The 24,875-nt window shown below is 33.9% G+C and carries 27 protein-coding genes, 1 tRNA gene, 1 rRNA gene, 1 pseudogene and 1 other annotated feature; of the genes and pseudogenes, 10 read left to right on the forward strand and 20 right to left on the reverse strand.

Annotated features, from left to right (window positions below):
- Nucleotides 1-2 precede the first annotated feature (2 nt).
- Complete coding sequence (locus tag GvMRE_RS14125; protein ID WP_216361618.1) at nt 3-1,526, forward strand: ATP-binding cassette domain-containing protein; 1,524 nt, start codon at nt 3-5, stop codon at nt 1,524-1,526.
- Here GvMRE_RS14125 and GvMRE_RS04925 read toward each other — a convergent pair whose 3' ends face one another.
- Together GvMRE_RS04925 and GvMRE_RS04930 are read right to left on the reverse strand one after the other, a co-directional pair.
- The gene (locus GvMRE_RS04925; RefSeq protein ID WP_147410154.1) at nt 1,527-2,084 is read right to left on the reverse strand and encodes a hypothetical protein; all 558 of its coding nucleotides are present in this window, start codon (nt 2,082-2,084) and stop codon (nt 1,527-1,529) included. It abuts the gene before it with no gap.
- A gap of 9 nt (nt 2,085-2,093) precedes the next feature.
- Nucleotides 2,094-2,711 carry a cob(I)yrinic acid a,c-diamide adenosyltransferase gene (locus GvMRE_RS04930; protein WP_147410155.1) on the reverse strand — a complete coding sequence of 206 codons (618 nt, stop codon included), beginning with the start codon at nt 2,709-2,711 and terminating at the stop codon, nt 2,094-2,096.
- A 336-nt stretch (nt 2,712-3,047) separates the two neighbouring features.
- Between GvMRE_RS04930 and GvMRE_RS04935 the strand changes: the two genes are divergently transcribed.
- Nucleotides 3,048-3,302: a hypothetical protein gene (locus tag GvMRE_RS04935; protein WP_147410156.1), complete on the forward strand. Its 255-nt coding sequence runs from the start codon at nt 3,048-3,050 to the stop codon at nt 3,300-3,302.
- Between the two features lie 34 nt (nt 3,303-3,336).
- On the opposite strand, the gene GvMRE_RS04940 is transcribed toward GvMRE_RS04935, so the two are convergent.
- Both GvMRE_RS04940 and truB read right to left on the reverse strand, forming a co-directional pair.
- Nucleotides 3,337-4,311 (reverse strand): pseudouridine synthase family protein, encoded by a 975-nt coding sequence (locus GvMRE_RS04940; protein ID WP_172575269.1) that lies wholly within the window; start codon nt 4,309-4,311, stop codon nt 3,337-3,339.
- A 93-nt stretch (nt 4,312-4,404) separates the two neighbouring features.
- On the reverse strand, nt 4,405-5,118 hold the full coding sequence (truB, locus tag GvMRE_RS04945) for a tRNA pseudouridine(55) synthase TruB (protein WP_147410158.1): 714 nt from the start codon (nt 5,116-5,118) through the stop codon (nt 4,405-4,407).
- A gap of 104 nt (nt 5,119-5,222) precedes the next feature.
- Between truB and cmk the strand changes: the two genes are divergently transcribed.
- Nucleotides 5,223-5,897 (forward strand): (d)CMP kinase, encoded by a 675-nt coding sequence (gene cmk, locus GvMRE_RS04950; RefSeq protein ID WP_147410159.1) that lies wholly within the window; start codon nt 5,223-5,225, stop codon nt 5,895-5,897.
- Between the two features lie 20 nt (nt 5,898-5,917).
- Here the strand turns inward: cmk and fusA are convergent, their stop codons facing one another.
- The 9 genes from fusA to GvMRE_RS05000 form a co-directional block, all read right to left on the reverse strand.
- The gene (fusA, locus tag GvMRE_RS04955) at nt 5,918-8,017 is read right to left on the reverse strand and encodes an elongation factor G (protein ID WP_147410160.1); all 2,100 of its coding nucleotides are present in this window, start codon (nt 8,015-8,017) and stop codon (nt 5,918-5,920) included.
- Nucleotides 8,001-8,510 carry an uS7 family ribosomal protein gene (locus GvMRE_RS04960; protein WP_147410161.1) on the reverse strand — a complete coding sequence of 170 codons (510 nt, stop codon included), beginning with the start codon at nt 8,508-8,510 and terminating at the stop codon, nt 8,001-8,003. Before GvMRE_RS04960 ends, fusA begins: the two co-directional genes overlap by 17 nt.
- A 14-nt stretch (nt 8,511-8,524) precedes the next feature.
- Complete coding sequence (rpsL, locus tag GvMRE_RS04965) at nt 8,525-8,950, reverse strand: 30S ribosomal protein S12 (protein WP_147410162.1); 426 nt, start codon at nt 8,948-8,950, stop codon at nt 8,525-8,527.
- On the reverse strand, nt 8,925-9,509 hold the full coding sequence (gene infC / locus GvMRE_RS04970; protein ID WP_147410163.1) for a translation initiation factor IF-3: 585 nt from the start codon (nt 9,507-9,509) through the stop codon (nt 8,925-8,927). Before infC ends, rpsL begins: the two co-directional genes overlap by 26 nt.
- Before the next feature lie 228 nt (nt 9,510-9,737).
- Nucleotides 9,738-10,010, reverse strand: a complete 273-nt coding sequence (locus tag GvMRE_RS04975; protein ID WP_147410164.1) for a phosphotransferase-like protein — start codon at nt 10,008-10,010, stop codon at nt 9,738-9,740.
- The gene (locus tag GvMRE_RS14510) at nt 10,000-10,134 is read right to left on the reverse strand and encodes a phosphotransferase-like protein (RefSeq protein WP_147410165.1); all 135 of its coding nucleotides are present in this window, start codon (nt 10,132-10,134) and stop codon (nt 10,000-10,002) included. Before GvMRE_RS14510 ends, GvMRE_RS04975 begins: the two co-directional genes overlap by 11 nt.
- Entirely contained in the window at nt 10,124-10,711 is a 588-nt protein-coding gene (locus tag GvMRE_RS04985) for a phosphotransferase-like protein (RefSeq protein ID WP_147410166.1), read from the reverse strand. The genes GvMRE_RS14510 and GvMRE_RS04985 overlap by 11 nt, the downstream gene beginning before the upstream one ends.
- 205 nt (nt 10,712-10,916) lie before the next feature.
- Nucleotides 10,917-13,889: a sequence feature (mutual gap in cmsearch alignment for this rRNA model is longer than 100), on the reverse strand.
- Nucleotides 12,085-12,270 (reverse strand): hypothetical protein, encoded by a 186-nt coding sequence (locus GvMRE_RS14130; protein WP_216361619.1) that lies wholly within the window; start codon nt 12,268-12,270, stop codon nt 12,085-12,087. Its footprint overlaps the feature before it by 186 nt.
- Before the next feature lie 101 nt (nt 13,890-13,990).
- Nucleotides 13,991-15,527: ribosomal RNA gene (locus GvMRE_RS05000) — 16S ribosomal RNA — on the reverse strand.
- 150 nt (nt 15,528-15,677) lie between these two features.
- Here GvMRE_RS05000 and GvMRE_RS05005 point away from each other — a divergent pair.
- Nucleotides 15,678-16,085: pseudogene (locus GvMRE_RS05005) on the forward strand (YbhB/YbcL family Raf kinase inhibitor-like protein); the annotation flags it as partial.
- Nucleotide 16,086: 1 nt separating this feature from the next.
- Nucleotides 16,087-16,917, forward strand: coding sequence for a 16S rRNA (adenine(1518)-N(6)/adenine(1519)-N(6))-dimethyltransferase RsmA (gene rsmA, locus GvMRE_RS05010; protein WP_172575270.1), 831 nt, complete (start codon nt 16,087-16,089; stop codon nt 16,915-16,917).
- A gap of 146 nt (nt 16,918-17,063) precedes the next feature.
- Here the strand turns inward: rsmA and GvMRE_RS05015 are convergent, their stop codons facing one another.
- Nucleotides 17,064-17,747: a hypothetical protein gene (locus tag GvMRE_RS05015; protein ID WP_147410168.1), complete on the reverse strand. Its 684-nt coding sequence runs from the start codon at nt 17,745-17,747 to the stop codon at nt 17,064-17,066.
- Between the two features lie 3 nt (nt 17,748-17,750).
- On the reverse strand, nt 17,751-18,230 hold the full coding sequence (locus tag GvMRE_RS05020; RefSeq protein WP_147410169.1) for a hypothetical protein: 480 nt from the start codon (nt 18,228-18,230) through the stop codon (nt 17,751-17,753).
- 223 nt (nt 18,231-18,453) lie between these two features.
- Between GvMRE_RS05020 and GvMRE_RS05025 the strand changes: the two genes are divergently transcribed.
- Nucleotides 18,454-19,287, forward strand: a complete 834-nt coding sequence (locus GvMRE_RS05025) for a TatD family hydrolase (RefSeq protein ID WP_172575271.1) — start codon at nt 18,454-18,456, stop codon at nt 19,285-19,287.
- Between the two features lie 203 nt (nt 19,288-19,490).
- On the opposite strand, the gene GvMRE_RS05030 is transcribed toward GvMRE_RS05025, so the two are convergent.
- From GvMRE_RS05030 to GvMRE_RS05040, 3 genes are all read right to left on the reverse strand, one after another.
- Nucleotides 19,491-20,000 (reverse strand): hypothetical protein, encoded by a 510-nt coding sequence (locus tag GvMRE_RS05030; protein ID WP_147410171.1) that lies wholly within the window; start codon nt 19,998-20,000, stop codon nt 19,491-19,493.
- Nucleotides 20,001-20,012: 12 nt separating this feature from the next.
- Nucleotides 20,013-20,087, reverse strand: a tRNA-Lys gene (locus GvMRE_RS05035).
- Between the two features lie 14 nt (nt 20,088-20,101).
- Nucleotides 20,102-20,440: a hypothetical protein gene (locus GvMRE_RS05040; protein ID WP_147410172.1), complete on the reverse strand. Its 339-nt coding sequence runs from the start codon at nt 20,438-20,440 to the stop codon at nt 20,102-20,104.
- Nucleotides 20,441-20,986: 546 nt separating this feature from the next.
- Here GvMRE_RS05040 and GvMRE_RS05045 point away from each other — a divergent pair.
- Both GvMRE_RS05045 and GvMRE_RS05050 read left to right on the forward strand, forming a co-directional pair.
- Complete coding sequence (locus tag GvMRE_RS05045) at nt 20,987-21,310, forward strand: ribosomal-processing cysteine protease Prp (protein WP_147410173.1); 324 nt, start codon at nt 20,987-20,989, stop codon at nt 21,308-21,310.
- A 160-nt stretch (nt 21,311-21,470) separates the two neighbouring features.
- The gene (locus GvMRE_RS05050; RefSeq protein WP_147410174.1) at nt 21,471-21,758 is read left to right on the forward strand and encodes a 50S ribosomal protein L23; all 288 of its coding nucleotides are present in this window, start codon (nt 21,471-21,473) and stop codon (nt 21,756-21,758) included.
- A gap of 109 nt (nt 21,759-21,867) precedes the next feature.
- On the opposite strand, the gene rpsR is transcribed toward GvMRE_RS05050, so the two are convergent.
- Nucleotides 21,868-22,095 carry a 30S ribosomal protein S18 gene (gene rpsR, locus GvMRE_RS05055; protein WP_147410466.1) on the reverse strand — a complete coding sequence of 76 codons (228 nt, stop codon included), beginning with the start codon at nt 22,093-22,095 and terminating at the stop codon, nt 21,868-21,870.
- 190 nt (nt 22,096-22,285) lie between these two features.
- The gene (gene tmk, locus GvMRE_RS14335; RefSeq protein ID WP_172575272.1) at nt 22,286-23,308 is read right to left on the reverse strand and encodes a dTMP kinase; all 1,023 of its coding nucleotides are present in this window, start codon (nt 23,306-23,308) and stop codon (nt 22,286-22,288) included.
- 63 nt (nt 23,309-23,371) lie between these two features.
- Between tmk and GvMRE_RS05065 the strand changes: the two genes are divergently transcribed.
- Together GvMRE_RS05065 and GvMRE_RS05070 are read left to right on the forward strand one after the other, a co-directional pair.
- Nucleotides 23,372-23,881 carry a hypothetical protein gene (locus tag GvMRE_RS05065; RefSeq protein ID WP_147410176.1) on the forward strand — a complete coding sequence of 170 codons (510 nt, stop codon included), beginning with the start codon at nt 23,372-23,374 and terminating at the stop codon, nt 23,879-23,881.
- Between the two features lie 29 nt (nt 23,882-23,910).
- Nucleotides 23,911-24,873 (forward strand): NAD(P)/FAD-dependent oxidoreductase, encoded by a 963-nt coding sequence (locus GvMRE_RS05070; protein WP_147410177.1) that lies wholly within the window; start codon nt 23,911-23,913, stop codon nt 24,871-24,873.
- Nucleotides 24,874-24,875 lie beyond the last annotated feature (2 nt).

The raw sequence follows: 24,875 nt of genomic DNA on the forward strand, positions 1-24,875 counted from the left end.
TTGTGAATATCAACCAAAAAAATTTCTATCAAAAAATTAAGTGAAAAAAGTTCTCTCTTTCGATAATTAAAGGCTTTTTTTTTATTTCTTTTTCCCTTTTGTTACAAACTCCATTGTTTGATATCTTTTGAGACCTCTTTTCTTCTCGACAGAATGAACTAAATAATTATGCTGAATTGTTGCCTCCCCTTTTAAAAAAATTCATAAAAAATTTAAGCAAACAACAATTTATTTTTTTAGGATTAACTCTCTTGTTTTTTTATGTCGTATTTTTTTATCTAAGTAAATGATGGGAAAAAAAATTAATATTTCAAGTAAGCGACTATTATAAAAATTGCTTGTTAAGGAAATTTCATCGTCTTAATTTAGAAGAAAAAATAAAACAAAAAGAAGAAATCAACAGTTTAGTAGAAATAGAAAACAGTGTAGTTGGAGAGCATTGAGTAAAGTTAATTAATAGTATATATGAAGGAAGTTTTAGTTTTTTGCTTTTGATTTTTTATGGAAGTGTTAATCCAAAAGCCGTAAAAGATAAATTTTTTCCTCTGGCAGTTTTGTGAGTAATTGTCTTTAATTTAGTTATTTGGTTTTTTAATAAGTTAAGTTTTAGGCATGGAAAAATAAGTAAAAAAGAAGTAAGTAAAGAATACGGGCTAATTAATAAAGAAATTAATAATTCGGTGCTTATTGAAAGTTCTGGGCTTAATTCTCAATATGAAAAAGACCAACAAATTTTAACTAAAAAAAGTCAAAAAAAGAAAGTTTACTTTTCCGGTATTAGTTTGGGAGGCACCGTTATTCCTTGAAAACTAATAATTAATCTTTTTCCTTTTTTGTTATTAGCAGTAAACAAAGACTTTTTTATAGGAGGAGGGATGAGTGCTATTTGAATGCTTCTTAATAATCTTGTCTACCAATTAGGTTATTTATGAAATTATGGTGATTATAAGTCTTCTTCTTCTCGTATTAATGCTTTCCTTTCTCTCCCAGAAAAAAATGATAATCTGACTGGGATAAAACTAACTGATAATCAGCCAATCCAAAGCATAATTTTCCAAAATGTCTACTTTCATTATCAGGGGCAAAAAGACTGAGTTTTAAAAAATTATAACCGTTCTTTCTGTATATATAAAATAAATCACTTAACTGGTAAAATTGGCATTGGCAAAAGCACTATTCTTTATTTAATTTTAGGAGTAATTAAACCTCAAAAAGGGCAAGTAATAGTCGAATGCCAAGACGGACAAATTTATAATCTCTACCAAGATATTAATTTAAGGCATTGACGAGAAAACAATGTGGCTTATGCTTCTCATGACAACTTAATTGAAACTGGTTCTACCGGGCAAAGACAATTGGCTAATATTAATAATCTTTTTATTACTAAAAAACAGGCTCAAATCTTTTTATTTGATGAAGCAGATAATAACTTGGATAATGAAAAACAGAAAGAATTTCAAGAAAATATCAAAGAACTAGTTAAGCAAAAAAAAATAGTTGTTAATGTCAAGTGTAAAGAAGATTAATTACTCTTTTTCTTTCTTTTGTTTTTTGTTATAATTGTTAATAGATTGACCAATTTTTGACAATAATTCTGTTTCTTCTAAAAAGCCACTGGTTCTTAATTCTTCCAAACGCATAAAAGAACACTCTCGACAATAATTCAATCAAGAGCCACCTCAAGAATCACCTTCTAATTTAGAGGACATTACGTTCTCCTTTTTTTTGCTACACTTATCGCATTTTTTTAATGATGGGGAGGGACAAACTCAAAGAGTGAGATTTGCTTCGGGCATTAATCAATTTTTGCCATTTAAAGTTAATCCAAATTTGTTGCAAGATTTAGATAAATTTTCTTGTTTTTCTAAATAGTTTTTTAAATTGACTTCTTTTTTAATATTTTTATCTTCATTAATATATTGCAGACCTCAAATAATTGGTTCATTCTTATATTTACAAGTACAGCACTTACTATCACATTGGTTATATTTAATATTAATTTCTCCTTTTTCTAAATAATTGCTTAGTTTTTTTAGCAATTCGATAACTTCTTTGTGTTTTTCAGTTTTTTGGTCAGATTTCATAATTGTTAACTAATATTCAATTCCTCGGCGAGCGTTTACTCCTTTATCGAAATAATGTTTTTTTAAGGAAATTTCACTTATTAAATCAGCAATACTTTCGAGATTTTTTATGCCTTTTTTAGGTTCCCTGCCGGAAAGGGCAACTTCGATATGTGCCTTTTTATTTTTTAATGCTTCAACTAATTCTTCTTCGCTAATAAACTGGTTTTCAATGCAACCCAGTATTTCATCAACTATAATTAAATCAACATTGTCTTCTTTCAGCAATTTTTTTAATCTTTCAAAACCTTTTCTGGTTTCTTCCTTAAATTTATTAATTAATATTTCCCTGTCTTCTTGTTTATTCATGTCTCAAATAAATTTCTGAGAAAAGTGATAAAAACTTTCAATTTCCATTTCTTCGGTTTTTTTTTGGAAAAATAAAATTTCCCCCGATTCACGATTTTTCAAAAAGCGTAAATATTTTACTTTAAAACCATAACCTAGTGCTCTAATTGCCATACCATTAAGAATACTAGTTTTGCCTTTCCCATTTCCCTTATATATATGAATATAGCCTTGCTTTTGTTTTATATAGTTATTTTCGGGATTTTGGCTATTTTTACGGGCTTGAATGGAGCAAGACATATTATTAAAGATTTTTTAACAAAAAAAAAAATCTATGACAGAAATTGACTTATTCATTTTTGGTGCAATCTTTGGGTTTAAAAATAAGCAAGTACACCAACTTTTTCATTTATTAAATTTAACTGTGGGCTTTTAAAAAAATTTCATGGATAATGTAAAATTTATTATAATATATGAACAACGAAAAAAAAAAAAAAAAGAGAGAGAGAGAGAGAGAGAGAGTTAATTATCCAACTCCAAGTTAAAGATGAAAATGGAAAACTTTACAATTTAGAAAAAACCGAAACTTTTGTCATAGAATGAGAAAAAGAAACTAGCAAAACAGTAGTTTTTAATTTGGGTGAAAAAGAACATAAATTTGTTATAGAAGTTAAGCCAAAAAAAGGTTGATTTGGAGATAGATTTTGAGCAACAGTAATTAGCCAGGGAGAATTCATGACTCAACAAAAACCAGTTGAGATTATAGACCAAAAAATAAGATTTAAAAAAAATCAGTGAAATACCGAAGGAAAAATTTTAGTTGGAAGTTTGATTTCTCTTCTAGTCATTGGTCTAATTGCTTTTATTGTTTGACGAAAAAGAAAAAAGTAAAGTTTTCAGCAAAATTAATTTTTTACAATCTTGGCTAAAATAAGTTTCATTTTCCCGAGGAAATATTATTTATTAAACCTTCTTCTAATTTATCAATGGTGAATTTTTTTTTGTTAAGATAAGCCAGTGGTTGAGGTAAATTATTGAATTCTAATTGGTAAGCAAACAAAAGAATTTTATTTTTTAAATCTGTTTTGCTACCATATTTTTTATCACCAACTACCGGACTTAAAAAGAAAGAAAAAATGGTCCTAATTTGGTGTTTGCGGCCAGTATCCAAGGTTATTTTATACAGTTGATAAACGCCTTGTTGAAATAATTTTTGGGTGGTTAAAGCACAATGTTTAGTTTCGGAATTATTAGTTGGTTTTTGAATGTTAAATTCCATTTTTTGTTGGTCTTCATTTTTGGTAATCCAGCCTTGAATAAAAGAAGGTATGATTTTTTTTTGTTGATTTTCACAAATAACTAAATAGGTTTTGGTAATCTTGCTTTTGTCGTTAATAGAATTATAGAGAATTTTCTTGCTGGAAGCATTTTTAGCATAAATAACTAATCCTTTGGTTAACTTATCAAGACGGTGAAGGGCTACAGGTACAAAAAAATTTTGTAATTGTTGTTGATATTTTTCGGGATTTTGCTGATAAAGGTAATATTGAACTTGATTATCTAAGCAATTAAGGTCATTTTTTTTATAAATCTCTTGATTGTGTTCTTTCAAGACTAGTAAAATATTTTGGTCTTCATAAGCAATATTAATATCCAAATCAGGTCGTAAAGGCAAAGAATTTTGCTTTGTTGACACTTGTAATCATTTATCTTTAATAGTTATTTGGTCGTCTTTTTTTAAGCGGTGGTGATAATAACGACAATTTTGCTGATTAACTTGGATTTTCTTAGTTCTAAATAACTTATAAATTAAACTAATTGGGGTATTTTTAAATCTTCTTTTGAGGAAACTAATAATTGTTTGGTTATCTTCTTCAGAAGAAACAAGGAAACTCAGCACTTTAATATTTTTTTAAGTATTTTTACTTTGTTTTTGGTTCTGTTTTGAGGTTATTTGCCGCAATTTTTTCCAACTTTCTATTAAAGGCAAAAATTAATCTTTTAATATTGCCATGAGTTTATAATTAATCATGCCTATTTTCTCCAAAGAAATAACTTTTTCCGGACTTACTTCCTCTAAAAAAATTGCTTCTTGTAAATGAAAGTTACCAGAACTAATTCTTCGCAATTGGCTAACAGTAGCAATAGTTTTTAATTTTTTAGCAATATCTTTTGCTAAACTGCGAATATAAGTTCCCTTACTACAATTTACTAACAATTTCATAATTCCTTGCTTGGGAATGTAGTCTAGCAATTCTAAATGATTAATCTTGACTAAACGAGCAGGTATTTCTACCTTTAAACCTTGGCGAGCATATTGATAAAGTTTCTTGCCCTTTAATTTAATGGCTGAATATAAAGGCGGTTTTTGCCAATATTCATTATTATTAAAGAAAGCAATTGTTTGATGAATTTGGTTTAATTCAATGTTTTTAATTTTTTCTTCTTTGATAATTTCTCCGGTGATGTCGTCAGTATTAGTTTCAACAAATAACTGGACTGCTACTTCATAAACTTTATCCTTATTGAGAAAAAGATCACTTAATTTAGTTGCTTTATTTATCAAAATAACTAATAAGCCAGTCGCTAAAGGGTCCAAAGTTCCTGCGTGACCGACTTTTTGCGCTCCTAATTTTTTTTTGATTATTTGAACAACATGATGAGAAGTTTTACCTTGCGGTTTATCAATTAAAATTACGCCATCCATAAGTTAAATTTGCTTATATTGTTATAGTTTTTTACTAATATATATTGCTGGTCTTCAATTAAATTGCAAAAAAGTTAAGGGATTTAACTTAAAAAATAAATTAAATGCCTAAAATTAATATTGCGATTGATGGTCCAGCTGGTTCGGGAAAAACAACCTTAGGGAAAACTTTGGCGCAGAAAATCAATTATCATTTTATTGACAGTGGCCTATTTTATCGTTATTTTGCCAAGGTCTGCTGGGAAAATGGCGTAAATTATCAAGAAAAAGAGAAAGTTATAAGTGTTTGCTCACAACAAAAAGAAAAGGTAGCAACAAATCCTACCAATTTCCTCCAAGAGTTAGAAAAACAAAAAAATACTTTAAGCCAACCAGAAATTGGCAATTTGGCTTCCCAGTTTGCACCGATTAAAGAATTACGTTTCATAATTTACCAATTAATCAGAAGCTTAGCCAGAAGCAAAGGCTTTGTAGTCAGTGGTAGGGATATTACTTTTAAAGTTTTACCGGAAGCAGAAATCAAAGTTTTCCTAACTGCTGATTTGACAATCAGAGCAAAAAGAAGACATCTTCAACTTCAAAATGAAGGCAAAAATCTAACCTTGGACGAAGTAAAAAAGGATTTAAAAGAAAGAGACTTACGAGACCAAGCTAATATTTTAGCAGCAGAGAAAACGGCTGACTGGAAAATTAATACGACCAACTTAAACTCTGATGAAAGTTTAGAAAAATTGTATAACTTATACAAAAAAATGCTTAACCGAGAAGAAAGTAGTTAAGTAATTTTTTGAGTTAATTCCTATTCTTCTAACTTTTCTATAACGTATGGAGGGACTTCTTGGTAATGGGAAAATTGGAGATAATGAGTAGCCCTTCCTTGAGTTGAAGAGCGCAAAATAGTGGAATAGCCAAAAGTTTCGGCTAAAGGTATTTGGGCTTTTAAAAGATAAGTTTCTTTTTTTTTTTCAATGCTCTCGACTGTGCCTCGTTTTTGGGTAATGCTAGCTAAAACTACCCCATAATATTCTTCTGGAACGTTGCTCACTTCTAATTTCATAATTGGTTCTAATAAAATTACTCCTAAGTCTTGGGCTTTTTTTTTTCTTTCTTCTATTCCGTTCCCACGAAAAGCTGAAATAGCAGCCATTTTGAAATCTCCTGGTTTGGTATCTACTGGGTGTCTTTTTCCTCCAATTAAAGTAACTTTCATGTCGAGCAAAGGATAACCTAAGAGCAAGCCAGATAACATTGCTTCTTCTAGCCCCTTTTTTACTTCCTCAGCATCCTTATTAGACATCTCCTGACCACTTTTAATGTCGATAAATTCAAATCCTTTGCCTCTCTCATTAGGTTCAAAAGTAATTTCAACTTTGGCATAATGTCCGCTTCCTCCTGTTTGTTTTATATATTCTCCTTCCACATTTTCTTTCTTTTTGGTAATAGTTTCGCGATAAGAAACTTGTGGCTTACCAACCTTCACTTCCACTCCAAATTCGCTCTTTAACCTTTCGACTAAAACTTCTAAATGTAACTCCCCCATACCACTAATAATTGTTTGCCTTGTTTCTTTGTTATAATGATGAATAAAAGTTGGGTCTTCTTCTCCTAAAGTTTGCAAACTTTTGATTAATTTGTTTTGGTCTTGGGTAGATTCTGATTCAATAGCTAATGATATGACGGGCTCTGTAAAACTAATTTGTTCTAATAGAATATCTTCTTTTTCGCTGCACAGGGTATCTCCTGTCTTGGTGTAGTTTAATCCAATTACAGCAGCAATGTCGCCCATTTTTATTTCACTTACTACTTCTTGCTTATTAGCATGCATTCGAACCAGGCGGCTAACTCTTTCTTTTTTGTCTTTACTGATATTATAAACATAGGAATTGGCAGAAATTTTTCCGCAGTAGACCCGAATAAAGGTAAGTTTAGCGAAGGAAAAACTCATAATTTTGAAAGCTAGTGCAAGAGAATGAGGGTAATCAAAGGTTGAAATAACTTTTTCTTCTTGATTAGAAAGTACAGTAATTTGATGGCTATCAAGAGGAGAAGGTAAATAATCAATTACTCCGTCTAAAAGTAATTTTACTCCAACATGTTTATAAGCTGAGCCACAAAAAACAGCAAAATGTTCTCCACTAAGTACTGCCTTGCGAATTAAATTTTTTATTTCTTGGATAGTTAATGATTGACCTTCTAAATACTTTAAACCTAGTTTTTCATCATAGGAAATAATTCTTTCTAACAAATTTTGTCGATAAGTTTGGACTTTTTCTCGTAAACGGGTAGGTATTTCCTTAGTTTGATAATTTTCTTCCCGTTCACCCGAAAAATAATAAGCTTTTTCTTCTATTAAATCAATAATTCCTTCGATACCTTGATATTCTCCGATAGGGAATTGGCAAACTAATAATTTAGCATATAATCTTTCCTCTAAACTTTGGCAGCAAGCAGTAAAGCGATTTTCTACATCGTCTACGTCATCCATTTTGTTAATAAACACTAAACGAGGGATTTGGTACTTATCAGCTTGATTTCAAACAGTCTCAGTTTGTGCTTCTACTCCTTCTTTTCCGTCAATAACAGCAATTCCTCCGTCCAAAACCCGTAAAGACCTTTCCACTTCAGCAGTAAAATCTACGTGCCCAGGAGTATCAATGATGTTGATTTGATGCTTTTGTCAAAAAACAGTAGTAGCAGCTGAAGTGATAGTAATTCCTCTTTTTTTTTCTTGTGCCATCCAATCCATTTGGGCTTCCCCCGTGTGAACTTCGCCAATTTTGCGGATTTTACCAGCATGGTAAAGAATTCTTTCAGTAGTAGTAGTTTTTCCGGCGTCAATGTGAGCCATAATTCCGATATTGCGAATTTTGCTTAAATAATCGTTATTTTTTTCTAACATAAGCATTTAGTGAAGAAAAAGCCATACTCTCGATTGCTTTCTTTTGCTCCGTTTCTTTCTTTTTGAAAGCCTCTCCGGATTTTTTTCTGGCCTCCATAATTTCTTGAGCTAGACAGTAAAATATTGGTCGACCAATTCCTTTCCGTCTTTTTTTTTGGGTCTTTTTTCTGGCAGCCTCTACTAGCCACCTCAAAGCTAAGCAGAAACTTCTTTCCGGCTTGACTTCCTTAGGAACTAATTGGCTGGTTCCTCCTAATCTAATTTTTATGGTCTCTAATTCTGGCTTGAGCTCTTTAATCGCTTCTTCAGTAGTAACCAATGGGTCTTGTTTCAGTTCCTTTTCCAAATAAGCAAAAGTTTGATAAACTACCCCACGAGCTTGGATTTTTTTTCCCTTTAGCATTATTTTGGTAATCAACTTACTTACCAAAGGAGAAGGAAAACGAGGGTCAACTGGTTGTTGGTATTTTTTAATTTTTCTTTTTTTACGCATTGTTATTTAATTTTTTATGTAATCTTTGGATTTTTTTCTTTCTTTTTTCCGTAAAGAGAGCGGCCTTGCTTGCGGTCTTTAACACCTTCGGTGTCTCGAGTTCCTCGAATAATCACAAAACTCACTCCTGGTAAATCTTGGGTTCGACCACCCTGAACTAACACCTTACTAGTCTCTTGTAAATTGTGCCCTTCTCCAGGAATATAAGCAGTTATTTCTTTTCCGTTGCTTAACTCAATGCGGGCAGTACTGCGAAGAGCAGAGTTAGGTTTCTTGGGTTTTGCTTTACTAATTTTCTTGCAAACTCCTCATTTCTGAGGGCTGTTGCTAAGAAAAAGTGAATTATGCAAAGAGTTCCGGCCATAAGCTAGAACACGTTTTTTTTTGCCTCTTTTCTTAGATTTACGAGGTTTTCTAACTAACTGGTTGATTGTTGGCATATATATTAGTATTTTTACTTACTTTTTGAAGAAGAAAGTTATAAATTTTCCCTTGGAGTTTGATTTTCCCTTGGAGTTTGATTTCTTTGGATTGGAGTTGCAAATTAGCAATAATGTTTTTGCATTTTTCTAAAACCAGGTCTTTGTGTTCTCTTTCTCGCCCAACCATTTTTAAACTAACTTTTACTTGGTGGTTGTTTTCCAACCATTTTTTGATTTTTTCAATTTTAGTTTTCTCATCTTTTTCGCCAATACGATAGGTTAATTCGATTTTTTTAAGAACATTTTTTTGTGTCTTGGGCTTTTTTTTTAATTCATAGAGATATTTTTGGTAATCAATTATTTTGCAAACTGCCAGAGTTTCCTTAGACGGGTCTGGCAAGCGAAAGCAAACTAAGTCTTTCCGTTGTTCTTGGGCTTTTTTTAAGGCTTTTTCCTTAGAAATGATTCCATTTTCTTGCCCAGTGCTATTTCCTACTAGTAGAACTTCCACAAAAGGTATTTGTTCGTTAATCAGATATAGAGAAGAAGGCTTCTTTTTGTTATTTAATTTTGCCATTTATACAAATTATAATTTATATTTTAATTTTTTTATAGGTTTTTTAGTAGTTTTCATAAATCTTTGTAAAATCTTTTTCGCATTGGCAAAAGGGCTAAGTACTGTGGTATCAATTTCCAAGTCGTATTTTTATGCTTTACCTAATTTTTCCATTTTGACGAATTGGTCTCGCGCTAGACTCCATGCTCGGTCTCCGCGAAGTATTTCTCTTTCTTCCATTATTGGTAATTAACAATTTACTTTCACGTAATAAACTTGGTGTTTTTTCAAAAGTGAAGCATAATTTTCTAAATCTCTTTTTTCTCAAATTACTTCGTCGAGAATGAGGTTATGTCCATCGTCGGCTAACTGTTTGACGGCTTTGCGGATTGATTGAACGACTTTTTTTCCATAATCACCACTTTTCACTTTTATAACTGGAAATCCTTCTTTGTCAGTTCCTGGAACAAAATTAATTCCTTCACTGGTTTTCTGACCTCCAGGAAGGTACTTAGCAGGCATGACAGCAAAAGAAACATCAACACCAGAAGTTAATCATGGTTCTTTGGTAATGTTGAATGGCTTTAACCAAGGAAGATTTTCCAGTTGATGAAGGACCATTTAGGAAGATAATTTTATTTTTCATTAGTTTTTATTAGTTCTATAACTTTTTTAGCGTTATCAAGTGGTTCTTGAGTATCATTGTAGACAATTAAATCATAAGGATAATTGAAATTTTCTTCGCTTTGATAAAAAATCTTTGCCATTCCTATAACTCTATCACCTCTTGATTTTTCTCTTTGTTCCAAAGTTTTTAAATTTGACACTTTTACACCAACCATATAAATTTCGTGGTCGGCAAAAAGAGTTTTGTATTCGTCAATTAAAGGTTTTGTACCATTTTTAACAAAGTTGCATTCGTCAAAAATTACATTTAATCCACTATCAGCCAGTAATTTAACCACTTTTGGCAAGCAAGTAAAAACTTGGATAGCATAAGGACTGGCTTTCATTTCAGTTAATTTATCCGTTTTAGGGTCAATCACATAACGAAATCCTTCTTCGTCTTGCTCATCAAAACCAACTATTTTTTTCGGCATAGCACCAAAAAGAGCATCAATTCCAACATATAAAAAATTTTCTTTGCTTAAATGCTGAACCTCTTTCGCAAGAGTAGTTTTGCCGACAGAGGCAACACCATTTAAAAAAATAATTTTACTCATAATGTAGGATAATATAATAAATACTGGCAGTGAACTATTTTCCCTATTAAAAGTATCTTCGCCACAGAAGTGCTTGACTGCCGTATTCGGAATGGGAACGGGTATTATACAGTATTGCTACTGCTTTCACTTCGTTAAAACCACCAGTATTATTAAAGAGGGTTTATTCCCTCAAAACCGAACACAAAAGAAAGAATTTCAACCAAAAAATAAGTCCTCGATAAATTAGTACAACTTAGCTGAACAGATTACTCTGCTTACACTTGTTGCCTATCAACCTCTTAGTCTAAAAGGTACCTTACTTCCTTTCGGAATGGGAAATCTCATCTTGGGACTAGTTTCGTGCTTAGATGCTTTCAGCACTTATCTATTCCTAACATAGTTATCCAGCCATGCCATTGACATGACAACTGGTACGCCATTGGTTAGTCCATCCCGGTCCTCTCGTACTAGGGATAGCCTCCCGCAAATTTCCTACGCCCGCAATAGATAGGAACCAAACTGTCTCACGACGTTCTGAACCCAGCTCACGTTCCTCTTTAATGGGCGAACAGCCCAACCCTTGGTAGCTTCTTCACCACCAGGATGAGAAGAGCCGACATCGAGGTGCCAATCCTTTTCGTCGCTATGGTCGCTTGGAAAAGATAAGCCTGTTATCCCCGGGGTAACTTTTATTCGTTGAGTGCCGACCTTACCACTAAGCATCGGCAGATCACTAAGTCCTACTTTCGTATCTGTTCGACTGGTCAGTCTCACAGTTAAGCATCCTTTTGCCTTTACGCTCACCACAGGATTTCTATTCCTGTTGAGGATACCTTTGAACGCCTCCGTTACTCTTTAGGAGGCAACCGCCCCAGTTAAACTACCCACCAAACACTGTCCTTTTGGCTCTAAACCAATAAGTTAGAATTTTCTGCTTATAGAGGTGGTATCTCACCGTTGACTCTACCAAAACTGGCGTCTTGGCCTCATAGTCTCCCACCTATTGCTATCCTCAAATAAATAAGAAGAAAAATCAATATCAGGTTGCAGTAAAGCTCCACGGGGTCTTTCCGTCTAGTTGCGGGTAACCTGCATCTTCACAGGTACTAAGATTTCACCGAGTCTATGGTTGAGACAGTGCACGGATCGTTACTCCTTTCATGCGGGTCAGAACTTACCTGACAAGGAATTTCGCTACCTTTGGACCGTTATAGTTACGGCCGCCGTTCACTCGGGCTTCAATTCAGAGCTTCACCAGTATTTAAAATACTGGTTGACCCTTCCTCTTAACCTTTGAGCACCGGGCAGGAGGCACCCCCTATACATCCTCTTACGAGTTAGCAGAGAGCTGTGTTTTTGATAAACAGTCGTCCGTGCTGTTGCAGAGTTCCTTAACCATAGTTTTCTCGCTTGCCTGAGGATATTCTCCTTGACCACGTGTGTTCGTTCTCGGTACGGGTAATATTATTATTTTTGGTCGAACCAAACTTAGAAGCTTTTTTTAGAAGCAAAGTATCAGATACTTCGGTACTCAGCGAACCTTTCCCTATCCATCATATTTCAAGGTTGCGCACCACGGATTTACCTATGGTACCCTCTACATACTTAGACCAACATGTTCAACAGTTGGCTTATCTTAACTGTCTCCGTCACTCCGTCAGTAATAATACTAGTACAGGAATATTAACCTGTTGTCCATCGACTACGCTTTTCAGCTTGACCTTAGGTCCCGACTAACCCAGGGAAGACGAACTTGACCCTGGAAACCTTGGTCATTCGGCAAGAAGGATTCTCACCTTCTGTCGTTACTCACGCCGGCATTCTCACTAGCCAAAATTCCATTAATCCTCACGGTTTAACTTCAACACTTTGGCTACGCTCCCCTACCACTAAAAGGCATTAGTTAATGATCAAGAAAAGTTAATTCTTCAACAAAATTCTGTCTTAAATATTCCTTTTTACTTAATATCGCTAATTAATGCCTTTTAGTTCATAACTTCGGTATAATGCTTGAGCCCCCTTACATTCTCGGCGCTGCAACACTCGAATAATGAGCTGTTACGCACTCTGCGAGAGGATGGCTGCTTCTAAGCCAACCTTTTATTTGTCTTCGTGTCGCAACTTCCTTCTACACTTAGCATTATTTAGGGACCTTAGTTGATGATCTGGGCTGTTACCCTCACGTCCAGGGATCTTATCACCCCCAGACTGACTGCCAGATAATGAGCAAAGGTATTCGGAGTTTGATTATAGTCGGTACCCAGTTAAGAGCCCTTCTATATTCAGTGCTCTACCTCCCTTACTTTTCGTCTGACGCTAGTCCTAAAACTATATCGGGGAGAACCAGCTATCTCTAGGTTCGATAACAATTTCAGCTCTAATCACAAGTCATCCAAGATCGTTTCAACGAGCACTAGTTCGGTCCTCCATGAGGTTTTATCCTCACTTCAACCTGCTCATGATTAGCTCACCTAGTTTCGGGTCTATAATTACTGACTTAACGCTCTATTAAAACTCGCTTTCGCTGTGGCTCCGCTTCGAAAAAAGTTTAACCTTGCCAATAATTATAACTCGCCGGCTCATTCTACAAAAAGCACGCCATCAGACTTTAACGTCCTTTGGCTTGTTGTAAGTGTGATGGTTTCAAGTTCTCTTTCACTCCCCTTTCGGGGTTCTTTTCACCTTTCCCTCGCGGTACTAGTTCACTATCGGTGATTGATGAGTATTTAGCCTTACGGGGTGGCCCCCGTAGATTCCAACAAGGTTTCACGTGCCTCGTTGTACTCAGGATTAAATGCAGAGAATTATTAATTTCGAATACAAGGCTTTCACTTTCTTTGGCTTAGCTTTCCAGCCAATTCTTCTATCAATAACTTTGGTAACTCTTAGTGCATTTTCCTCCAACCCCAACTAGTAAACTAATTGGTTTGGGCTCTTCCCCTTTCGCTCGCCGCTACTCAGAGAATCATTATTTATTTTCTTTTCCTCTGGCTACTAAGATGTTTCAGTTCGCCAGGTTCGCTTCTAAGCATTATTAAACTTAGATATTACCACATTACTGGTAATGGGTTGTCCCATTCGGAAATCCCCGGATCGAAGTTCACTTTCCAACTCCCCGAGGCGTATCGCCGGATATCGCGTCCTTCTTCGCCTATCAATCCCAAGGTATCCACCATCCACTCTTTATAACTTACACTATTTGGTGAAATCTTTTTTTGTGTTCAGTTTTCAAAGAATAACGAGAGATAAAATCTCCCAAAACTAAATAGAACCTTTCTAAAAAACCTTTCTGTATTGAAAGGAGGTAATCCATCCGCAGATTCCCCTACGGATACCTTGTTACGACTTAACCCCAATTGCCAATCCTACCCTTGTCAACTTTCCCTCCCTTACGAGAGTTTCCCTTGCGGGAGTTGGTTTCAGGTATTACCGACTTTCGTGATTTGACGGGCGGTGTGTACAAGACCCGAGAACGTATTCACCGTGACGTTGCTGATTCACGATTACTAGCGATTCCGACTTCATGGAGTCGAGTTGCAGACTCCAATCCGAACTTGGGTTAGTTTTTTGGGATTGGCTCCCCCTCGCGGGTTGGCGACCCTTTGTCCTAACCATTGTAGCACGTGTGTAGCCCAAGGTATAAGGGGCATGATGATCAGACGTCATCCTCTCCTTCCTCTAAGTTTCCTTAGCAGTCTATTTAGAGTTCTCAACTAAATGATAGCAACTAAATACGAGGGTTGCGTTCGTTATAGCACTTAAGCATATGCTTCACAGCACGAACTGACGACGACCATGCACCACCTGTGTCGGGATAACCTCTGTTGAGTTTCCTCAACTTTGCCCTCCATGTCAAACCTTGGTAAGGTTCTGCGCGTCGTATCGAATTAAACCACATGCTCCACCGCTTGTGCGGGTCCCCGTCAATTCCTTTAGGTTTTAGCCTTGCGGCCGTAGTCCCCAGGCGGAGCATTTAAAGCGTTAGCTGCGACACTAAGCATACCGCCTAATATCTAATGCTCATCGTTTAGGGCGTGGACTACCCGGGTATCTAATCCGGTTTGCTCCCCACGCTTTCATGCCTCAATGTCAGGAACAGGATAGTTGACTGCCTTCGCCTTTTTTGGTGTTCCTCTGTAGATCAACGCATTTCACCGCTCCACACAGAATTCCATCAACCTCTCCTGTCCTCTAGCAAAACAGTATTACCAGCTTCCGTCAAATTGAGTTTGACATCAACCAGTAACTTACTCTGCCATCTACGCATCCTTTACGCCCAATAATTCCGGATAACGTTCGCCACCTATGTCTTACCGCGACTGCTGGCACATAGTTAGTCGTGACTTTTTGCTCAGATGCAAGCTTTTAGGAGTACATCTAAGTAAAGAAGTTTACAATCCGTAGACCTTCATCCTTCACGTAGCATTGCAGCGATCAGGGTTGCCCCCATTGTCGACGATTCCTCACTGCTGCCTCCCGTAGGAGTAGGGACCGTGTCTCAGTTCCCTTGTGGCCGATCAGCCTCTCAGCCCGGCTACGCGTCTTAGCCTTGGTAGGCCTTTACCCCACCAACTAGCTGATGCGACTTATCCCCATCAATTAGCGAGAGCCTGAAGGCTCCCTTTCCTTTGACCGAAGCCAAAGAGTATGCAGTATTAGTTAGAAAATCCTTTGCAGGACCTTTCTAACACGTCCTCCGCTAAATGGTAGGTAAGATAAGCATTACTCACCCGTTCGCCGCTAAAAGTGATATTACTAGCACTTTCCGCTCGACTTGCATGTGTTAGGCATGCTACCAACGTTCATCCTGAGCTAGGATCAAACTCTTAAAAAAATTAGCACGAGAATTCACCCGTACGTGATTGGTTCTATTTAGTTTTCAAAGATTATCGATTCATTTTTTTAATTGAATTAGGGAAAAACGAGCAAACCCGAATATCTATAATATATTTTTAAGCCGGTGTGGTAATAATTTTCTTGCTCTGGTGAAAATATTAATTATATGCAACCTTTACAACGGAAAGTAGTTCCTAACGAAGCAAAATCACTAGTTCTGATTTGTGAAGACCCCGACGTTCCTAAAGGAAACTGAGACCACCGAATTATTTTTAATTTACCTGCTGACACCAATTTCCTTACGGAGGGGAGCAAAAAATTGCTACTCGAGACTAAGTTAGGAAGAAACAGTTGAGGGAAAGAAGAATATGGCGAACCTTGCTTGCCAGATAAAAAACACTATTGTTACTTTTTTCTTCCCTTATGCACTTTAGACACTCTTTTAGAATTACCTAACAGGATGACTAAGGAACAAATCAAGCGTGCTATTAGTGGTCACGTGTTGGCTAAAGTGGAATTGATTGGCCTTTATGCTCGACCATGACAAAAGAACTAAAATGAAGCTTCCTTTTTTACCAAAGAAAGAATGGGGACAAAACTTTTTACTAGATAAAAATCTTCTTCAAAAGATCGTAGATAGTTGTCCTTTTGATAAAAAAACAATAATTGTAGAAATTGGCAGTGGTTATGGACATTTGACAGAATTTTTGGCCAAGAGCAATTGTCATCAAGTAATAAGTTATGAAAAAGACGCTCAACTCCATTTTTGGTTGCAAAGCAAATGAAAAGAACAAAAAAATAAAGTTATTTTTCTCTATCAAGACGCCCTAAAAATTAATTGGCCAGAACTCCGACAAAAATACAATCAATTTTTAACTTTCTTAGTAGTAGGAAATTTGCCTTATTCAATTGCTAATTCTTTAATTTTTAATTTATTAGAAAGTGCTGAATTATTTGAAAATTTAGTTTTTTTGATACAAAAAGAAGTTGCTCAAAGATGAGTAGCTACACCTCAAAAATACAAAAAAGAGTATTCTGCATTATCAGTTTATATCTCCTTAATTACCAAACCAGAAATTATTTTTTTTGTCCCTAAACAGTGCTTTTTTCCTCAACCAAGTGTTGATGGTGCTTTGGTTCGCCTAGAAATAAAGAAAGAAATTCAACTAGAAAAAGAAAAACGAGTCCAATTTTGGGCTTTTTTGAAAAACTGTTTTCGGCATCGGCGCAAAACCCTTTGAAATAACTTATTAATCGCTTCTTATCAGGAGAAAAAAATCAGAGAAGTATTTCAAAAGTTAAAATATGAAAAAAATATTCGCCCCCAGCAATTAACTATCCAGGATTATTTAAGTGTTTTTAACTTCTTGCAAATTGAGTTAAAATAATTTCTCCTTAATAATTATGGTCTTAATTTGGTTTTAGCGTGGTTTACGCTTTTTTGCGAGCAAGTAACAACAAACCACCAACACACTAACTAAAAATAAAGAACCAATTATTATCAGTGGCAAAGGAAACTTGTTTTTGTCGGAACTTACAGAAGATTGGTTAGTTTGCTCGGATTTTTGATTAGCAGAAAGCTCATTTTTAACTTCTTCCCCATTAGGGTCAGTGTTCTCTCTCTCTCTCTCTCTCTCTCTCTCTTTTTTTTTTTTTTTTCTTCCTCTTCGTGAACTTTTTTAATGTGTTTGTTTATTTGCTCACTTAATCTATTACTTGCCTCTTTCTCCGAAGTATCGCCTTCCTCTAATTCACAAAAGAACATTTCATTACAAGTAGGACAAACATCAGTATATGTTTTTAGTTCGGTTTGCGGCTCAGGAGCAGGTTTTAGATTTTTTATTTGTAAATCTATTTTTTCTAAACATTTAGAAGGCTGTCATCCCATCTTTGAGCCGTCTGATGTCCATAAAGCTACAATTAATTCTTTACCTCCTTTTTTACTTGCTTCGCCACCAATGGTATCACTCCCAACAACATAATTATCACTAATTATTTTTCTAACTTCTTTTAATTGCTCTAAGGTTAATCCTGCTTTCAGTTTAGCTTTATCAATATCTAAATATTGGGTTAATTGTTCCCTTAACTCTTGAACTTTTGCCTCATTTATTCCAGTTTCTCAACACACAAAGCACTCAATTCCATCATAGAATTCAGTGTGATATTTTTCTTCTTTGCATTTACTACACCTAATTTTTAGTTCATCATCGTTTGTCAAATTCTACCTCCTTTCCAAAAGCCTTTGTAATCTGGTCTTTTCTACCACGGTTATTCTTTGTGGACCATGATGAACGATAGCTGAGCTAACTTGTGCCGCTAAATTAACTCGAGATTCCTGATGAGGATTAAATTCATTTCCGAATCTAATGCTGTATTCTCAATCCCCTTGTCCTAGAACACGATTAGCTAGGTCTTCAACTTGCTGCTCACTAGTTGGAATTATTGTTTCAGACCTGGCATTTCCACGCATGTCAACTAAGGTAGCAGTTATTTTGAAACCACAATTACAATCTCCGTAATCAATTTGTCTATAACAAGGACCAAAACCCTCCTGATTGCCACTAATATAATTACTCCCACTGCGATTAATCACTTTGGCTCTTGCTGCTGGTGATAAACCTGATACTTTATTTTCATTTTCTACATATCTTACTTCATATGTTTTTGGTGCTGTTGGCACAAATTTATTATCTTTTGTCATAACATATATATTTTACACCAAAAAATTTTTTTTATATAATTTGGTTCACCAAATTTATAAATTTACTTTTTAGTTTTTTCTATAATAATGAATATGTGCGCGTGAAAGAGACAGATTTTTAGGTGAATTTTTGTGTGATTTCGCTCCTGAAAAAAGAAAAATTTTACCAAAAAAACACTCCCCGCACTAACAAATGATTTTAAAAATGGTTAAAAATTCATTAATGCCTGTGATAATTTTCGACACTCACTGTCATTTAGCCGATAAAGGGTACAAAAATCATAATGCTAGCAAAATCATTAGTGAAGCCGAAAAAGTGGGAGTAAAATACATCCTCAACGTTGGTCAAGACATGCCAACTAATCAGTTACTACTTACTCAATTAAAAGAGTTCTCTAATTTGTATGGTGCACTTGGTTTACATCCTAACAGCAAAGAAGACTTAAAAGAAGAAAATTTTCAATGAATAGAAAATCAACTAACTAACAAAAAAATTATTGCTATTGGAGAAATTGGTTTAGACTACTACCGTACTTTTACTCCCCAAGAAACGCAAAAGTATTGATTTAAAAAACAATTAGAACTAGCTAAAAAACATAATTTACCAGTTTTATTGCATATCAGAGGAAAGGATGACAAAAAGGAATTCATAAAAGCTTTTTGAGATGCTTATGAAATAGTAAAAGAAGTGGAAATAAAAAAAGGAATTTTACACTGTTTTACCGGAGATTGAGAAATCGCTCAAAAGTTTATAAACTTAGGATTTTATGTTTCTTTTGCGGGAAATATTACTTACAAAAATGCTAAATGAAAGGAAAAATGAGGAGAAGCAATAGAAAAAATGCCTTTGGAAAAAATAGTTATTGAAACCGATGCTCCTTATTTAGTTCCTGAACCATTACGCGGGAAGCAAACCAACAACTATCCCCAAAATATAATACATACCCTAAAAAAAATTGCTGAAATTAGAAAAATAAAGGTCGGGGAAGCGGGAGAAAAGATTTATTTTAATACTTGTGAATTTTTTGGCTCCCTCATAAAAATTTCTAGTAAATAATATAATAAAAAAACGCTATGAATCCTGAAAAGAAGAAATTAAAAAATCATCGTAACAGTTCAGATTGAGACCCTTTTTCCTTTGGGTTTCTTTTCTGCTTTTTTAATCTTTTTTCTATGCGTAAATTTGATAAGCAGGAGAAAATGACAATGTCAAAATTCTATTGAAAATAAGTCTTAACTTATCTCGATAAAAAGTGATTTTTATTGTTTTGCCCTCTTCCTTTCTTCTTTTTTAACCAAAATTATCATTAAAGTAGTGATAAACAATACCAATCCACCTGTTGCAACTCAAGGAAAAACTTTTTGAAATCATGGTTTTTGACTAGCAACTACTTGTAAGTAATCAGCTTGCTCAGTGACATCTGTTCCACAACAGCCACAATAAAAGCCATAAACTTCCTTAAAGTGTTCTTTACTACACATTTTTTTGTTGCTATCTCGGCACTGGTAATAGCTTTTTTTTTCGGTGATTTCCCTTTGGCAACCAGGATAAAAGCATTTATGTCCTTGAAGTTGAGCCGAGGATTTACCTTTTTCCGTTATTTGATTCCCGCAAGAAAGACAAAAATACTTGGCATTACGAAAATATTTTATTACTCCTTGAACGTCTGTTTCTCCCTCCAATCAGCAAAGAGTGGTTTTAGTTATTAATTTTTGACAATTGGTGCATGATTTTTCGCTGGTAGCGATTGTTCTTACAAATCTTTTCATAATAGTTTAATTTGGTGCCTGCGAAAGGAATCAAACCTTCTACACTTCGGTTAAAAGCCGAATGCTCTATCAGTGAGCTACGCAGGCATTATTTTTTTAGATTAGCAATTTCTACTTCAATTTTTTTTATCTGACTGTGGTAACTTAGCCATTTTACCAATCCTTGCACTGCGATAATTAAAGCAACAATCCAAACTAAAACAAACAAGATTAGCCATAAATGGAATTGCTCGCGAAAAACAGCATCCAAAAATTTCATCATCTTTTTCGCCCAAGCCCTGCCTTCTCTTAAATTTGACAATATGGTATAATCAATCGGCCAGCAACGAAATAAATCAAATAACAACACCGATAATAAATTTTTTACGAGCCTGATACTTTTTTTCAGTTTTTTCGGCTAACTGTTTTAATAACTCTTGCTTTCGTCCACTATTTTCCATATCTAAATATTTTAATAGTCACAAATAAAATATAACTAGTTAAAAATAATAAATTAAAGACAAAAATTGCGAAAATAGTACGAATGCAAAATACTTTGGGAGAAAATCATTTATAATTCTTGTTAAGTAAGTGTAGACAGATTAATAAAACACTTACGATTAGATTAACATTTATGAGAAATTGAGAAAATAAGTTCCAAATATTATTGTTTTTCTGCATAATTAATTTTTAATTGTTTTGCTATTCATTTAATTTTTCAGTTTCTTTACGAACGTTAAGATATTTTATTATTCCTATTGCAGCAAATTAAGGAATAAAGAATTAACAAAGTAAAATAATGCTCATCCAAAAATATTCAAATTTTTTCTAAAATCTTGCTTTTCACTATAGCCTTGGAAAAGTAATGTTGCCGACACGGATATTTACCGCCATTTCCGCGAATTTAAAGACTTATACTTTTGTTCAACCAGTTTGTTTGTCTTCCATATTTAATAATTTTTTAGCAATTTTGTACATAAAGAGTTGGTAAGTGTTTAAAAATAAGTATGATTAAGGTATTTTACCGATTTAATGAAAACAAAAAACAATTTAAATATATTAAAATCCAAGGACATGCTAATTCTGCTCCCAAAGGAAAAGACTTAGTTTGCGCGGGAATTTCCGCAATTGTTAACGGAACTATTAACTTTTTGCAAGAAAATTATGCTGAAAACTGCCAAATTTCTGTTTTACCCGCTGAGATAATTATTAATTGTTCTTCACTAAATAATAAGGACTCTCAATTATGCTTAAAGATGTTTTTTTATCAACTAAAAAATGTTGCCTTGTCTTATCCACAATATTTTCATTTCTTTGAGAAAGTTGAATAATTTTTGTCTCTATCTTTTGAATTGAATTTTAGTTAACTCTTCTTGAACTTGTGGAAAATTTCCTTGCTTAGAAAATTATTAAGTTCTTCATTGTTAGATTAATCTATACTAAACTTACAAAACATAAAAAATCTGCATAGGTGTAAAATTAATTTTATATATGATCAAAGAACAAATAATTCAACAATATGTTTTAAGCAAAAAGAGCCAAGAGCAAGAAGAAAAAGCAAGAATTTATACTTTTTATGTTCATCCTAAGGCTAACAAATTCCAGATTAAACAAGCAGTAAAGGATATTTACAAAGTCAAAGTAAAAAAAGTCAGAACTTGTCGGGAAAAGCCAGTGAAGCAAAAGGTTAGTTTATTACGCAAATTTCCAGGAAAGTTCTACACTAAATTGCGCAAAAAAGCCTTTATTCAACTAGTTTCTGGTTATAAATTAGGATAAAGTACTCCAATTTTAAGTTTGCTTCTCAAAAAAAACAGCAATAATTATTTGTTTTTATATAGTTTATTGTATATTTTCAAAACTGCTATTAAAAATTATTTCCTTTTTGCTAAAATTCACCCTGATTAACAATAATATAAGGCATTAATTTCATTTGCCTAGCCCTTTTAATACTTTTGGCTACTATTCTTTGAATTTTGCTTGGCAATTTTACAAAAGTTTTAGGTATTATTTGCCCTTGTTTATTAATAAAATGGCTCAATAACTTAATGTCTTTGTAGTCAATATAAGTAATATTATTGCGAGTGAAGTAATTATTTTTTTTTACTATTCTCATTGATACTTTTTTGATTTTTTTTGGCTTAGGAGAAGTTTTTTTGTACGATTTAGATTTGTCTTCTTCTAATTGTGTTTTTTCTTTGTTTTCACTTAAATTTTCTGGTCCTATTTTTTCTTCAATTACTTCTAGTTCTTTTTCCATATCTAATTTTTATGATTTTTTTAATTTTAGAAAAGGATTTTTCTCACTAATCAGCTTCAAAGATGATAGGATAAAAAAGCCTGTTGACAGCAAAATCATAATCTATCTGCTTAAATTTAATATCGGTAATCTTATCCAATTCTTTGATTTTTATCTCCCCTGAGTATTTATTAGCCTTGACTAAATAACCCATGCGACCCTGATTTTTTGTGTCAAAAGCCTGTTCGGCAACTATTTCTGAATCTTCAATTATTAAATTAGTTTCTTCAAAAACTTCCCTTTTGGCGGCTTCTAAGGGCGTTTCGTTCGGTTCTATTTTACCGCCCGGGAAAACTCAGCAATTTCATTTTTTTTCAAAGATTACCAGTAATTCCCTTTTTTCATTTTGGATAACTACTCGCACAAAACTTGGTAAATCATTTTTTTCTATCTTCTTAGGCAAATATTTTTTAATTGTGTTTTGAACTTCTTTTAATATTTCTTCTTCACTTTTTTCAGCATTAATAATATAAATTCTTTCGGGAAAATATTCTTTTAATTGTAAATAACCTTGGCGGATTTGGTGGTGAAATTCTAAATTTAAATTATCCCAATTATTTTTTTCTTCCCTTTTTTCTAATCTGGCTTGGGCTTTTTTTGGTTCTAAATCGAGAATAAAAGTTATGTTGGGAAAAGGAGTGTTAATAAATTTTTGAAAAAGTTCCCTAATTAAATTTACTCTGGTTTTTTTTTGCTCTTCGGTCAAATTTCCTCGCAATCCTTGGTAAACAAAAGTGCTATCAATATAGCGGTCAACTAATACTATTTTGCCTTGTTCCAACTGTGGTCTGATTATTGTTTTAACATGCTCATTATGAGCTGCTATGAAAAGAAAAATCTGGCTTCAACTATCAATAGTGAATTCTTTATTTGTTAAAGATTCATTAGTTAATTGTCAAACCCTTTTGCCTAATTCTGTACCTCGTGGTTCCTTGGTAGCAAAAGAATTGGATAATTTTTCGCTTAATTTTTTTACTAAACTAGTTTTACCACTACCATCAATTCCTTCAAAACTAACCAACAAACGCATATTTATATTTTTAACTGTTTTTTTACCGACCAAAATTACCCAGGAAGTGCCAAAAATATCAATATGAATGATAAAAAAACAATTAAGGTTGAAGAAGTTCCTAGCAATGAGGAAATTGAAAAAACTCGGGCTGAAAAAACCCTTCATTTGCTAGAAGATGAATTAAAGAGTCTAATTCAACAAAAAAAAGAATTAAAAACCAAATTTCAGAATAAGTTTCACGAAGTCGAAAAAGAACTGCAAATCCTAAAAACCAAGTTTCAAAAAAAATTTCAAGAAATTGAAAAGGAGCAAAAAAACAATCAGGAATGGTTCGACAAAGAATGACAAAAAGCCACTAAGTTAGAAAATAAAATGATTTTATTATGAGACTATTATCAAAGAGAAGTAGAAATTTTGGCTCTTCAAAAGCAAATCCAAAGCCAAGTCTTATCCACTAATCGACAAGAAAGTATCAAAAGATTAGATAAATTGATTGCCCTTAATGCCGGTCTGGAAAAAGGCTTTAAAGAACGGCAAATTGAACCAGAGTTGATGGAAAAACTACGTAAGAAAATTGGAGCGTGGGAGTAATCATGTGTGCTTCCTTAGCAAACTAAATTATGCAAAAACAACAATACGATTTAATTATTATTGGAGCCGGACCAGCTGGCTTAGCTGCAGCAATTTATGCTAAAAGGGCTTTATTGACAACTTTAATTTTAGAAAAAGACTTGGATGGCGGCAAATTAAACAAAACTGCTGAAGTGGAAAATTATCCTGGCTTTACAAAGATTGAAGGACCAAAATTAGCTGAAGAAATGGCTAAGCATGCTCGTTCTTATAAAATTGATTGGAAAAACGAAAAAGTGGTTCAATTAACTAAGAACAATCAAAAAATATTCGAGGTAAAAACTGAAAAAAATGAAATGCACTTCACTTATTTTAGCAGAGCAGTGGTTATTGCCTCAGGAACCATCGAAAATAAATTGAATGTCTCGGGAGAAGAGGAATTTACTAATTTTGGTGTTTCTTATTGTGCCATTTGTGATGGTTTTGCTTTTCGTGATAGAGTTGTTGCTGTCGTGGGCGGTGGTTACTCAGCTTGTGAAGCCGCACTTTATTTAAGTGAAATTGCGAAAAAAGTGTACTTAATCCATCGACGAAAAGAATTTCGCGTAGACCAAGAAATCAAGCGACAAGTTGAGAAAAATCCCCGAATCAAATTAATTTTAGAGAGAACTGTTAAAGAAATTGTTGGAGAAACAACAAATCAGAAAAAAGTCACTCATCTAATTTTAAATGATTTGCAAGGGTTAGAAAGGGAAAAGTTAGAAATTAGTGCTTTATTCCCTTGTATTGGTCTGCTGCCTTATACTGATTTTCTTCATGATTCAAATGGTATTTGTGATGGTAGAAATTATGTTAATGTTAATGAAAAATGTGAAACTAAAATTAGTGGACTGTTTGCGATTGGTGATGTAATTAAGCCTGAAAGAATTCGCCAAATTGTTACCGCTACTGCTGATGGAGCAATTGCAGCCCAAGCCGTAATTGAGTGTCTAAGAAAAACGGAGAAAAAATAATA

This window comes from endosymbiont GvMRE of Glomus versiforme (genome assembly GCF_003546845.1).